This is a genomic window from Pseudomonas poae RE*1-1-14, assembly GCF_000336465.1.
GTDB lineage: Bacteria > Pseudomonadota > Gammaproteobacteria > Pseudomonadales > Pseudomonadaceae > Aquipseudomonas > Aquipseudomonas poae.
Genome location: NC_020209.1, coordinates 901,512 through 914,052, shown reverse-complemented (window position 1 = coordinate 914,052; position 12,541 = coordinate 901,512). Strand labels below are relative to the sequence as shown.

General features: G+C 62.8%; 9 protein-coding genes. 4 read left to right on the top strand and 5 right to left on the bottom strand.

Features of this window, described 5'->3' with window-relative positions:
• Nucleotides 1–130: 130 nt before the first annotated feature.
• The gene (locus H045_RS04225; RefSeq protein WP_015371519.1) at nucleotides 131–2,059 is read left to right on the top strand and encodes a transglycosylase SLT domain-containing protein; all 1,929 of its coding nucleotides are present in this window, start codon (nucleotides 131–133) and stop codon (nucleotides 2,057–2,059) included.
• 86 nt (nucleotides 2,060–2,145) lie between these two features.
• Here H045_RS04225 and H045_RS04220 read toward each other — a convergent pair whose 3' ends face one another.
• Complete coding sequence (locus H045_RS04220; RefSeq protein ID WP_003234033.1) at nucleotides 2,146–3,903, bottom strand: ABC transporter transmembrane domain-containing protein; 1,758 nt, start codon at nucleotides 3,901–3,903, stop codon at nucleotides 2,146–2,148.
• A 243-nt stretch (nucleotides 3,904–4,146) separates the two neighbouring features.
• On the opposite strand from H045_RS04220, the gene H045_RS25185 reads away from it, so the two are divergent.
• A complete protein-coding gene (locus tag H045_RS25185) occupies nucleotides 4,147–4,314 on the top strand; it encodes a PA1571 family protein (protein WP_003234031.1) in 168 nt (55 codons plus the stop codon).
• A 57-nt stretch (nucleotides 4,315–4,371) separates the two neighbouring features.
• Here H045_RS25185 and pdxB read toward each other — a convergent pair whose 3' ends face one another.
• Complete coding sequence (gene pdxB, locus H045_RS04210) at nucleotides 4,372–5,514, bottom strand: 4-phosphoerythronate dehydrogenase PdxB (RefSeq protein WP_015371518.1); 1,143 nt, start codon at nucleotides 5,512–5,514, stop codon at nucleotides 4,372–4,374.
• 183 nt (nucleotides 5,515–5,697) lie between these two features.
• Here pdxB and H045_RS04205 point away from each other — a divergent pair, with 183 nt between their 5' ends.
• Nucleotides 5,698–7,092, top strand: a complete 1,395-nt coding sequence (locus tag H045_RS04205) for an MATE family efflux transporter (protein WP_015371517.1) — start codon at nucleotides 5,698–5,700, stop codon at nucleotides 7,090–7,092.
• Here the strand turns inward: H045_RS04205 and tusA are convergent.
• Together tusA and rlmM are read right to left on the bottom strand one after the other, a co-directional pair.
• Nucleotides 7,089–7,331 carry a sulfurtransferase TusA gene (tusA, locus tag H045_RS04200; RefSeq protein ID WP_003234025.1) on the bottom strand — a complete coding sequence of 81 codons (243 nt, stop codon included), beginning with the start codon at nucleotides 7,329–7,331 and terminating at the stop codon, nucleotides 7,089–7,091. The genes H045_RS04205 and tusA overlap by 4 nt on opposite strands.
• Nucleotides 7,332–7,456: 125 nt before the next feature.
• Complete coding sequence (gene rlmM, locus H045_RS04195; protein ID WP_015371516.1) at nucleotides 7,457–8,533, bottom strand: 23S rRNA (cytidine(2498)-2'-O)-methyltransferase RlmM; 1,077 nt, start codon at nucleotides 8,531–8,533, stop codon at nucleotides 7,457–7,459.
• A 189-nt stretch (nucleotides 8,534–8,722) separates the two neighbouring features.
• Here rlmM and acnA point away from each other — a divergent pair, with 189 nt between their 5' ends.
• Nucleotides 8,723–11,464: an aconitate hydratase AcnA gene (acnA, locus tag H045_RS04190; RefSeq protein ID WP_015371515.1), complete on the top strand. Its 2,742-nt coding sequence runs from the start codon at nucleotides 8,723–8,725 to the stop codon at nucleotides 11,462–11,464.
• Nucleotides 11,465–11,529: 65 nt separating this feature from the next.
• Here the strand turns inward: acnA and H045_RS04185 are convergent, their stop codons facing one another.
• The gene (locus tag H045_RS04185; RefSeq protein ID WP_015371514.1) at nucleotides 11,530–12,468 is read right to left on the bottom strand and encodes an aspartyl/asparaginyl beta-hydroxylase domain-containing protein; all 939 of its coding nucleotides are present in this window, start codon (nucleotides 12,466–12,468) and stop codon (nucleotides 11,530–11,532) included.
• Nucleotides 12,469–12,541 lie beyond the last annotated feature (73 nt).

Below are 12,541 nucleotides of genomic sequence, written 5' to 3'. Positions count from 1 at the left end.
AGGACATTTCCGTCGAACTTGAACGAACCTCCCGGCAAAGCTTTCGCCGGTCGCTGGCAAAAGGCTAAGCTAGGGGCAATCAGTGTCGGCGGTGCCGGTGCTAGTCGTGATTTCTCTGCACGGACGTCTCATGCGCAGTCGCCTTTTCAACTTTTTATCCTGTCTGCTTCTTTCCGCCACCGCCGCCCAATCCGCCCAGGCCGTGGACCTCACCACCCAACGTCAATACTACGATGAAGCCAAACGTGCGCTGGCCAAGGGCGATACCGGCCCGTACATGCAATACAGCCAGGCGCTGGCCGACTATCCGCTGACGCCCTACCTGGCCTATGACGAACTGACCGCGCGCCTCAAGAGCGCGAGCAACGAGGAAATCGAGCAGTTCCTCGCCAAAAACGGCGACCTGCCCCAGGCCAACTGGATGAAACTGCGCTGGTTGCGCTGGCTGGCCGAGCGTGGCGACTGGCAGACGTTTGAAAAGTACTACGACACCAAGCTCAATTTCGTTGAGCTGGACTGTCTGCACGGCCAATACCAGCTCACCCACAACTTGAAGGCCGAAGGTTACAAGACCGCCGAAAAGCTGTGGATGACCGGCAAATCCCAGCCCACCGCCTGTGATGTCACGTTCGGCCAGTGGGCGGCTGCCGGGCAGCTCACCGAACAGAAAATCTGGGACCGCACCAAGCTCGCCGCCGAAGCGCGCAACTACGCACTGGCCAACAGCCTGGTGAAAACCCTGCCCACCCTTGGTGTCCAGGGCCGCCTGATGGTGGACGTGGCGCAAAAGCCCGACATGCTCAGCGACCCGTCACGCTTCCTGCCGGCCAACGAGGCCATGTCCGATGCCGTAGGCCTGGGCCTGCGTCGTCTGGCGCGCCAGGACCCGGACAAGGCCATGGCCCTGCTTGACGGCTACGCCAGCAGCATGCACTTCTCCCGTGACGAAAAAGTGTCGATCGCCCGCGAAATCGGCCTGACCCTGGCCCGCCGCTACGACCCGCGCGCGCTCGACGTGATGACCCAGTACGACCCCGAACTGCGCGACAACACGGTGTCGGAGTGGCGCCTGCGTCTGCTGCTGCGCCTGGCACGCTGGGAAGATGCCTACCAGCTCACGCGCAAACTGCCACAGGATTTGGCCACCACCAACCGCTGGCGCTACTGGCAGGCTCGCAGTCTGGAACTGGCCGAACCGAAAAATCCGCAAGCCATGGTGCTGTACAAAAACGTCGCCAAGGAACGGGATTTCTACGGCTTTCTCGCCGCCGATCGCTCGAAGTCGCCGTACCAGCTCACCAACAAACCGCTGGTCATGAGCCAGGCGCTGATGAACAAGGTGCGCAACACGCCGGGCGTGCGCCGTGCAATGGAGTTCTATGCCCGTGGCCAGATCGTCGACGGGCGCCGCGAGTGGTATCACATCAGCCGTCACTTCAATCGCGACGAAATGGTCGCCCAGGCCAGGCTGGCCTACGACATGAAGTGGTACTTCCCGGCGATCCGCACCATCAGCCAGGCGCAGTACTGGGATGACCTGGACATCCGCTTCCCCATGGCTCACCGCGACACCCTGGTGCGCGAAGCCAAGGTGCGTGGGTTGCATTCGAGTTGGGTGTTCGCCATCACCCGCCAGGAAAGCGCGTTCATGGACGATGCGCGTTCAGGCGTCGGCGCCAGCGGCCTGATGCAACTGATGCCGGGCACCGCCAAGGAGACCGCGCGCAAATTCAGCATCCCCCTGGCCTCCCCGGCCCAGGTGCTGGACCCGGACAAGAACATCCAGCTCGGCGCCGCCTACCTGAGCCAGGTGCACAGCCAGTTCAACGGCAACCGCGTACTCGCCTCCGCCGCCTACAACGCCGGCCCCGGCCGCGTACGCCAGTGGCTGCGCGGCGCCGACCACTTGAGCTTCGACGTGTGGGTGGAAAGTATCCCCTTCGACGAAACCCGCCAGTATGTGCAGAACGTGCTGTCTTATTCGGTGATCTACGGACAGAAACTCAATTCACCACAGCCGCTGGTGGATTGGCATGAGCGCTATTTCGACGATCAGTAATAGCCAAATGTGAGTGCGGGCTTATTGTGGCTGCCTGGAACTCCGGGCTTTCACACTGGATTTTCAGTGTATCCACAAGCGTGGCGCTACTTGTCCGCACTGAATTGCAACGCCGCCAACCGTGCATACAGCGCATTGCTCGCAATCAACTGCTGATGCGTGCCCACAGCTACCAGCTTGCCCTGGTCCATCACCGCAATCCGGTCTGCATTCTTCACTGTCGCCAGCCGATGGGCGATCACCAGGGTGGTGCGCCCGTGCATCAGTTGTGGCAGGGCTTGCTGGATCAGGTGCTCGCTCTGGGCGTCGAGGGCGCTGGTGGCTTCATCCAGCAGCAGGATCGGTGCATCCACCAGCAGCGCGCGGGCGATGGCCAGGCGTTGGCGCTGGCCGCCGGACAGGCCCAGGCCGCTTTCGCCCAGAGGTGTCTGATAGCCGCCGGGCATCTGCAGAATGAAGTCGTGGGCATGGGCGATACGCGCTGCGGCTTCGACCTGTTCGCGGGTGGCGGACGGGTTGCCGTAGCGGATGTTGTCTTCGACGCTGCCGAAAAACAGCGCCGGGTTCTGTGAGACAAGCGCGAAGTGGCGGCGCAGGTCCTGGGGGTCGAGTTCGGTCAGCGCATGACCTTCAAGCGAAATACGACCGTGCTGCGGGTCGTAGAAACGCAGCAGCAGGTCGAACAGCGTCGACTTGCCCGCGCCGGACGGGCCGACCAGCGCCAGGGTTTCGCCGGGATTGATGGTCAGGCTCAAGCCGTCTATGGCGTAAGTGTCCGGCCGCGACGGGTAGGCAAAGCGCAGGTCCTGCAGCTCCATGCGCCCGCTGACGCGCGGCGGCAAGCGCACCGTGCCCGCCAACGGAGCCTGGATCTCGTTGCTCGACTGTAGCAACTCACCGATGCGCTCGGCCGCGCCGGCGGCACGCTGCAGCTCACCGAGCACTTCGCTCAGGGTGCCGACGGCGCTGCCGACGATCAGGCTGTAAAACACGAACGCCGCCAGCTCGCCCCCGGAAATACGCCCGTTGATCACGTCCATGCCGCCCACCCACAGCATGACGCCCACGGCGCCGAGCACCAGCATGATCACCAAGGTAATCAGCCAGGCACGCTGGGCGATGCGTTTGCGTGCGGTGGCGAAGGCCTCTTCCACGGTCACGGCGAAGCGCTGCTCGTCCTGCAACTGGTGGTTGTAGGCCTGCACGGTCTTGATCTGGCCAAGAGTCTCGGACACGTAGCTGCCCACATCGGCAATGCGATCCTGGCTCTGGCGCGAGAGGCTGCGCACCCGTCGCCCGAAAATCAGGATCGGCGCCAGCACCAGCGGCAGCGCCACCACCACGATGCTGGTGAGCTTGGGGTTGGTGACAAACAGCAGCACGATGCCGCCGATGACCATCAGCGCATTGCGCAAAAACAGCGAGAGCGACGAGCCGATCACCGACTGTAGCAAGGTGGTATCGGTGGTCAGCCGCGACTGGATTTCCGAGCTGCGGTTGTTCTCATAGAAGCCCGGGTGCAGGTAGATCAGGTGGTTGAACACCTGCCGGCGAATGTCCGCCACCACCCGCTCGCCGATCCACGACACCAGGTAGAACCGCGCAAAGGTGCCCACCGCCAGGCCCAGCACCAGCAGCATGAACAGGCCGATGGACTGATTGAGCAAGTGCGGGGACTGAGTCATGAAGCCCTGGTCCACCAGCAGCCGAATGCCCTGCCCCATGGACAAGGTGATGCCGGCCGTGACGATCAGCGCCAGCAAGGCACCGAGCGCCTGCCAGCGATAGGGCGCGATAAAGCGGCTGGCCAGGCGAATTGCGCGACGTTGACGGACTGAGAACATACAGGCATTACCGATGGGGAACCTGTACTCAACATTGGGGGAACTTGGGCAAATAACAATGAGTCAGGTTAATTATGCCCACCGACCCAGACTCCTAGAGGCTATCGGTCTAACGCGCGACTGGAAATCCTGGGTGGTTTCTGGTGCACTTGGCGTTCGAACCGGTGGCCCTGCAGGGAGTTGTCACAGCGTGGTCACGCGGGGGTCTTAGAATAGGGACACAACCTGATGAGGAGACAGGCCATGACCTTGCAAAACAGCAGCGATGCCAAGATTGAAGTGATCCGCCAACCGCAGCAGTTGCCTTGCTCGTATATCGACGCCAAGGGCCGCGAAGTACAGATTACCGAAGAGATGATCCAGCAAGCCTGCAGCGAACTGGAGCAGCGATTGGTCAAGCCCGCCCAGTGAGGCGAGCGCCAGCGCTCTTGTAAACCCGGCCTGGATGGCCGGGTTTTTTGTGGGCGTTTAAACGACCTCGGCGCCCAATGCGCACACGATGGCCGACAACGCCGGCGACTCCCCATTGATCCGCACCTTCAATCCATCGATTTCACGACGCTCGGGGTAATGCTTGCGCAGCAGGTCGAACGCCTTGCGCTGCGCTTGCACGGTGCCCACCAGGCTGCGGCGGAAATCCGCATCGTCGCGGCGCGGGTCGTACACGCTGCGGCACAGCGTCGCCAGTGCCCAGGCCGGGTCGGTGGATGCATTCAACTGCATCTCGGCCAGCCACGGCTGCGGCAGCAAGTCACTCAGGGCAATGCCGGGCGCCTGGCCCAGATGCGCGCACAACGCCTGATAGATCTGCGCCGTGCCGCGCTGCTTGCCGTCCAGGCTGTAGCCGGCGATATGCGGCGTGGCCAGTACACACAGGTCGGCCAGGTCGACGTCCACTTCAGGCTCGCCCTCCCACACGTCCAGCACCGCCTGCAGGTCTTCCCGCTCCAGCAGCACTTCGCGCAGGGCGGCGTTATGCACCACCGGGCCGCGGCTGGCATTGATCAGCCAGGTGCCGGGCTTGAGCTGCTGCAGACGCTCGCGATCGAACAGGCGCCAGGTGGCGCCATTGCCGGACTTGATCAGCGGCGTGTGCAGGCTGATCACGTCGCACTGCTCGATGATCTGCGCCAGGCTCACATAGTCTGCGTCTTCGGCGATCTGCCGTGGCGGGTCGCACACCAGCACCTTCCAACCCAGGCCCTTGAGCACCTTGAGCAACCGGCCACCCACTTCACCGGCACCGACGATGCCATAGGTGCGCTGGGCGAGGTCGGCGCCTTCGATTTCAGCCAGGGTGTGCAGGCTGCCGAGCACATAGTCCACCACCCCGCGTGCGTTGCAGCCGGGGGCGCTGGACCAGTGAATGCCGGCCTGCTGGAGGTAGTCGAGGTCCAGGTGATCGGTGCCGATGGTGCAAGTGCCGACGAACTTGACGCTGCTGCCCTCAAGCAAAGCCCGATTGACGTTAGTCACCGAGCGCACCAGCAGCACGTCGGCCTGTTCGACGGTGGCGCGGTCGATGGCGCGACCGGGCACGCGGCGGATTTCACCGAAGCCCTGGAAAAATTCATCGAGCAGCGGAATATTCTCGTCGGCAACAATCAGCATGGCGGGGGCTCCTTTGGCGGACCGGCAGTGTACAGCCTTGCGATCCGACTAACACGGAAGAACCCTGTGGGACACGGTGTCTGGGAACTGTTTACAAATCGCCAACACAGGTTTTTTCCTGACCATGGCGTCAACGCGTAGAATTCGCGGTCCTTGTGCCTTGCTTTGATTGGACATCTGTACGTGAACACTGCCACCGCTCCCCTCACCCGCCCTGCCCGCATCCGCCGGGAAGTGCGCAGCCTGCTGACACTTGCCCTGCCGATCATGATCGGTCAACTGGCCACCACCGCGATGAGCTTCGTCGATGCGGTGATGGCCGGGCGGGTCAGTCCTCAGGACCTGGCGGCGGTGGGCCTGGGTAACTCGATCTGGATCCCGGTGTACCTGCTGATGACCGGGACCCTGCTGGCCACCACGCCCAAAGTCGCCCAGCGCTACGGCGCGGGCCAGTTCAGCGAGATCGGGCCGCTGGTGCGTCAGGCATTGTGGCTGGCGGTGGTGGTCGGTCTGTGCGGTGCGCTGTTGCTGCTGTGCGCCGAGCCGGTGCTGTGGGCGATGAAGGTCGAGCCCGACCTGATCGCGCCGTCCATGGGCTATCTGCAGGGGATCGCCGCCGGCATGCCGGCGGTGGCGCTGTATTACGTGCTGCGCTGTTTCAGCGATGGCCTGGGCCGCACCCGGCCGAGCATGGTCATGGGCCTGTGCGGCCTGGCGCTGAACATTCCGCTGAACTACATCTTCATTTACGGCCACTTCGGCGTGCCGGCCATGGGCGGCGTGGGCTGCGGCTGGGCCACGGCGATTGCGATGTGGGTGATGATGCTCGGGCTGGCCGTATGGACCCGCTGGGGCCCGGCCTACCAGAGCAGTGAACTGTTCAAGCGTTTCGACTGGCCGCAATGGGCAGTGATCAAGCGCGTGCTGGGCGTTGGCCTGCCGATTGGCGTGGCGATTTTTGCCGAGTCGAGCATTTTTGCGGTGATCGCCCTGTTGCTCGGCAGTCTCGGCGCCACGGTGGTGTCAGGCCATCAGATCGCGCTGAATGTCAGCTCGCTGGTGTTCATGATTCCCTATTCCCTGAGCATGGCCGTGACCGTGCGCGTCGGCCAGGCCCTGGGTCGTGGCGAACCCCGTGAGGCGCGCTTTGCCGCCGGGGTCGGCATGGGCACCGCGCTGGCCTATGCCTGTCTGTCCTGCAGCCTGATGCTGCTGTTTCGCGAGCAGATAGCGGCGATCTACACGCCGGACCCGGTGGTGATCCACCTCGCCTCCACGCTGATCGTGTTTTCCGCGCTGTTCCAGTTTTCGGACTCGATCCAGGTCACCGCCGCCGGCGCGCTGCGCGGTTATCAGGACACCCGGGTGACCATGGTACTGACCTTGGTCGCCTATTGGGGCGTGGGCCTGCCGGTGGGCTATGCCCTCGGGCTGACCGACTGGCTGGGCGCAGCCAGCGGCCCGAGCGGCTTGTGGCAGGGGCTGATCGTCGGCTTGAGTTGCGCGGCAGGCATGTTGCTGGTGCGCCTGGCGCGCAGTGCACGCCGGCGTATTCACGCAGGTAAGGCGCGGGTTTAATCGGCTTTCTTGCGAATCCAGTACAGGTAGGTGCCGGCCTCTTCTTTCTGTTCAACCAGTTCGTGGTCCAGAAACACACAGAACTTGGGAATATCGCGACGGGTGGAAGGGTCGGTCGCGATCACCTTGAGCAGGCCGCCAGGCGCCAGGTCCCGGATGTGCTGATGCAGCATCATCACCGGCTCCGGGCAGTTAAGGCCGGTGGCGTCGAGGGTGCCGTCAATGGGTAATTCACTCATACATCACTCCTGAAACACACCCGCTCCAGTGTGGGGCCGGGCTTGCCCGCGATGACGGGGGCACATTCAACATAATTTCGACAGTTATACCGCTATCGCAGGCAAGCCCGCTCCCACAGGGGCGGTCAGTGTCTCTTGGGTTTCTTTGCAGACTCCAGCCGACGCAGGTGGCACGTTACCTCTTCACGGTCGTGGTACAGCTGTTTGCAGCCAATCTCCACCCGAATACCGCGCGCCTTGAAGCCTTCTTCGATCCGTTCCAGCAGGCGCTTCACTTCGGCGTAGCGCTGCTTCATCGGCAATTTCAGGTTCACGACGGCTTCGCGACAATGCCCCTCGCCGATCCAGGTTTCCAGCAGCGCGGCATTGCGTGCCGGTTTCTCGACGATGTCACACACCATCCAGTCCACCGGCTGTTTTGGCACGAAGGTGAAACCGTCGGCCATCAAGTGTTGCACCAGGCCGGTGTCCATCAGGCTTTCGGCCATGGGGCCGTTGTCGATGGCGGTCACCAGCATGCCCCGGTTGACCAGTTGCCAGGTCCAGCCGCCGGGCGCGGCGCCGAGGTCGACGCCGGTCATGTCGCCGTGCAGGCGCTCGTCCCACTGGTCGCGAGGGATGAAGTGGTGCCAGGCCTCCTCCAGTTTCAGAGTCGAACGGCTGGGCGCGTCACGCGGGAATTTCAGGCGGGGGATGCCCATCGGCCACATTGCCGAGTTGTTCGACTCGGCCAGGCCCATGAACACTTCGCGGCCACTCTTGAAGGTCAGCAGCAGACGCGGCTTGCTCGGGTCGTCCACCAGCTTGCCGGCATTGAGCAGGGCCTTGCGCAGGTGCACTTCGAATTTCTTGCAGAAGTTCGACAGCTCCTTGCCGTCGTTGGTGTCAACCATCTCTAGCCACAGGCTGCCGCACAGCGGGAATTCACGCAGGTGCGCAAGGATCACGCTGATGCGGTCGGTTTCCGGCAGGTCGATGAACACCCCGCGCGCCCACTGCCGGGGGAAGATCAATTGGGCGAAACGCTGACCCTGCATCAGGCGCTGGGCGCCGTCTTCCTCGGTGCAGACGAATTCGGCGCAGGCGCTGCCGGTCTTGGCCTTGGCGTAACCGGAAACGTTCAGGCGCGCGGCGTGCTCGGCGATCTCGGAGCAGACTTCGCCCTCGAAACCCGGACGGCAGTGCATAAAAAGGGTGTTCATTGAATCTCCTGGCACCGGCTTGCTGTCGTGCAAGGCCTGTCATGAAAACGCGCGCATGATAGCCGAGTTCGGAACCTTGGACTTACCCCGGCAGTCCAGTTATTAGCCTGCCAATCAAAACAGCGCTAAGTTTAAGGCTCTGTTTGTCCCGCCAGGTCCGTAGCCGTGCGGACCAAAAGGAGTTGTGTCATGTCATCCCTTGATAGCCTGAGAACCCTCAAGACCTTGGAAATCGACAACAAGACCTACCACTATTTCAGCCTGCCCGAAGCCGCCAAGAGCCTGGGCGACTTGGACAAGCTGCCGATGTCGCTCAAAGTGCTGCTGGAAAACCTGCTGCGCTGGGAAGACGACAAGACCGTCACCGGCACCGACCTCAAAGCCATCGCCGCCTGGCTCAAAGAACGGCAGTCCGATCGCGAGATCCAGTACCGCCCCGCCCGCGTGCTGATGCAGGACTTTACCGGCGTGCCCGCTGTGGTCGACCTCGCCGCCATGCGCGCCGCCGTGGCCAAGGCCGGTGGCGACCCGCAGCGCATCAACCCGCTGTCCCCCGTGGACCTGGTGATCGACCACTCGGTAATGGTCGACAAATTCGGCAACGCCGACGCCTTCGAGCAGAACGTCGATATCGAGATGCAACGCAACGGCGAGCGCTATGCCTTCCTGCGTTGGGGCCAGAGCGCCTTCGACAACTTCAGCGTGGTGCCGCCGGGCACCGGCATCTGCCACCAGGTCAACCTCGAATACCTGGGCCGCACCGTGTGGACCAAGGACGAAGACGGCCGCACCTATGCGTTCCCCGACACCCTGGTGGGCACCGACTCCCACACCACCATGATCAACGGCCTGGGCGTACTCGGCTGGGGCGTGGGCGGTATCGAAGCGGAAGCAGCGATGCTCGGCCAGCCGGTGTCGATGCTGATCCCGGAAGTGATCGGCTTCAAGCTCACCGGCAAATTGAAAGAAGGCATCACCGCCACCGACCTGGTGCTGACCGTCACCCAGATGCTGCGAAAAAAAGGCGTGGTGGGCAAGTTCGTCGAGTTTTACGGCGACGGCCTGGCCGACTTGCCGCTGGCCGACCGCGCCACTATCGCCAACATGGCCCCGGAATACGGCGCCACCTGCGGGTTTTTCCCGGTGGACGAGGTGACGCTGGACTACCTGCGCCTGTCCGGTCGCCCCACCGAAACCGTGAAACTGGTGGAGGCCTATACCAAAGCGCAGGGCCTGTGGCGCAACGCGGGGCAAGCGCCTGTGTTCACCGACAGCCTGGCGCTGGACATGGGCAGCGTCGAAGCCAGCCTGGCCGGGCCGAAACGCCCGCAGGACCGCGTGGCGCTGCCGAATGTGGGCCAGGCGTTCAGTGATTTTCTCGACCTGCAATTCAAGCCGACCAACAAGGAAGAAGGCCGCCTGGAAAGCGAAGGCGGCGGTGGTGTGGCCGTGGGCAACGCAGACCTGGTGGGCGAAGCCGACTACGAATACGAAGGCAATACCTATCGCCTGAAAAACGGCGCGGTGGTGATTGCCGCCATCACGTCCTGCACCAACACGTCCAACCCAAGCGTGATGATGGCCGCCGGACTGGTGGCGAAAAAGGCCGTGGAGAAGGGCCTGACCCGCAAGCCGTGGGTCAAGACCTCCCTGGCGCCGGGCTCCAAGGTGGTCACCGACTATTACCACGCCGCAGGCCTCACCCAGTACCTGGACACACTCGGTTTCGACCTGGTGGGCTACGGCTGCACCACCTGCATCGGCAACTCCGGGCCGCTGCCCGAGCCGATCGAAAAAGCCATCCAGAGCGCCGACCTCGCCGTAGCCTCGGTGCTGTCGGGCAACCGCAACTTCGAAGGTCGCGTGCACCCGCTGGTCAAAACCAACTGGCTGGCCTCGCCGCCCCTGGTGGTGGCGTATGCGCTGGCCGGCACCGTGCGTATCGATATCAGCAGCGAGCCGCTGGGTAACGATAAAGACGGCGAGCCGGTGTACCTGAAAGACATCTGGCCAAGCAGCAAAGAAATTGCCGACGCCGTTGCGCAAGTCACCACGGGCATGTTCCACAAGGAATACGCCGAGGTGTTCGCGGGTGACGAGCAATGGCAGGCGATTGAAGTGCCCCAGGCCGCCACCTATGTGTGGCAGCAGAACTCCACCTATATTCAGCACCCGCCATTCTTCGACGACATTGCCGGCCCGTTGCCAGTGATCAAGGACGTCACAGGCGCCAACGTGCTGGCGCTGCTGGGCGACTCGGTGACCACCGACCATATCTCCCCCGCCGGCAATATCAAGATCGACAGCCCTGCCGGGCGTTACCTGCAAGAACAAGGCGTGGAACCGCGCGACTTCAACTCCTACGGTTCACGCCGGGGCAACCATGAAGTGATGATGCGCGGCACCTTCGCCAATATCCGCATCCGCAATGAAATGCTCGGCGGCGAGGAAGGCGGCAATACGCTGTACATCCCCACCGGCGAACGCATGGCGATCTATGACGCGGCGATGAAATACCAGGCTGCGGGCACGCCGCTGGTGGTGATTGCGGGCCAGGAATACGGCACCGGCTCCAGCCGCGACTGGGCGGCCAAGGGCACCAACCTGTTGGGCGTCAAGGCAGTGATCGCCGAAAGTTTCGAGCGGATTCACCGCTCCAACCTGGTGGGCATGGGTGTGTTGCCGTTGCAGTTCAAGCTAGATCAGAACCGCAAGTCGCTCAAGCTCACCGGCAAGGAGACAATCGATATCCTCGGCCTCACCCACGTGGAGATCATGCCGCGCATGACCCTGACGCTGGTGATTACGCGGGAGGATGGCAGCAGCGAGAAAGTGGAAGTGCTGTGCCGGATCGATACGCTCAATGAAGTGGAATACTTCAAGGCGGGCGGGATTCTGCACTACGTGCTGCGCCAGTTGATCGCCTCTTAAGCAACACTGGAGATCGAAGGTGGGAGGGGGCTTGCTCCCTCCCACAGGTTTGACCGTAATCCCAATCAGCCGAACAACCACTTCCAGAGCAGTACCAGAACCACCACCGCCAACACCGGCCGCGCAATGCGGTACGCCTGGGGATGCTTGCGCTTGAACTGTTTGACCCGACCGCTGAACCTGTCGCTGAACGTCTTGCTCCACGCGTAAGCCTGGTTAATCCCGCCCACCCGCTCGTCATCCAGGTTCTGCGGCGCAGTGGCACGCCCAAGTTGCTTGCTGACCCAGCGATTGAGACGGGTCATCAGGCGGTTGCTCAGTGGGCGTTCAATGTCGCAGAACAGAATGACCCGGGTCTGCTCGGTTTCGTTCTTGACCCAGTGCACGTAGGTTTCGTCAAACATCACGTCTTCCCCATCGCGCCAGGCGTAGACCTGGCCGTCGACGAAGATGCGGCAGTCGTCGGAGTTGGGCGTGGACAGTCCCAGGTGATAACGCAGGGACCCGGCAAACGGGTCGCGGTGCGGGTTGAGGTGGCTGCCGCCCGGCAACAGCGCGAACATCGCGCCCTTGACGTTGGGAATGCTGCTTACCAGCGCCACAGTCTTCGGGCACAGGGCCTCGGCCGACGGCAGCGGTTTGTCGTACCACTTGAGGTAGAAACGCTTCCAGCCCTTCTTGAAGAACGAACCGAAACCGGCGTCGTTGTTCTTTTCGGCGGCGCGGATATACCCCTCGTCGAACAGGTGCATGGCCTCTTCGCGGATGACTTCCCAGTTGTCCTTGAGCACGTCCAGCTCCGGGAACTTGCTGCGGTCCAGGTAAGGTTTGGACGGCACCGCGGAGAACAGGTACATCAAAGCGTTATAGGGGGCGAACAGCGCCGAATGGTTGACGAACTGGCGCAACATCGGCAAACGGGCCTTGCCGCGCAGGTGCACATACAGCGTACTGCCGATAAACAGCAGCAACACCGACAGCTTGGCGGCCAAAGAAAAGGTCATGCAGCAACTCCTGAAAATAAGCGCCTGGCCAACAGCAGACGTAGCAGCCGGCCATGATAAACAGTTGGGCCAG

Coding starts and splice junctions, on each gene's coding strand:
- H045_RS04225 (WP_015371519.1), top strand. CDS start 131: ATGCGCAGTCGCCTTTTCAACTTTTTATCCTGTCTGCTTCTTTCCGCC.
- H045_RS04220 (WP_003234033.1), bottom strand. CDS start 3,903: ATGTTCTCAGTCCGTCAACGTCGCGCAATTCGCCTGGCCAGCCGCTTT.
- H045_RS25185 (WP_003234031.1), top strand. CDS start 4,147: ATGACCTTGCAAAACAGCAGCGATGCCAAGATTGAAGTGATCCGCCAA.
- pdxB (WP_015371518.1), bottom strand. CDS start 5,514: ATGCTGATTGTTGCCGACGAGAATATTCCGCTGCTCGATGAATTTTTC.
- tusA (WP_003234025.1), bottom strand. CDS start 7,331: ATGAGTGAATTACCCATTGACGGCACCCTCGACGCCACCGGCCTTAAC.
- rlmM (WP_015371516.1), bottom strand. CDS start 8,533: ATGAACACCCTTTTTATGCACTGCCGTCCGGGTTTCGAGGGCGAAGTC.
- acnA (WP_015371515.1), top strand. CDS start 8,723: ATGTCATCCCTTGATAGCCTGAGAACCCTCAAGACCTTGGAAATCGAC.
- H045_RS04185 (WP_015371514.1), bottom strand. CDS start 12,468: ATGACCTTTTCTTTGGCCGCCAAGCTGTCGGTGTTGCTGCTGTTTATC.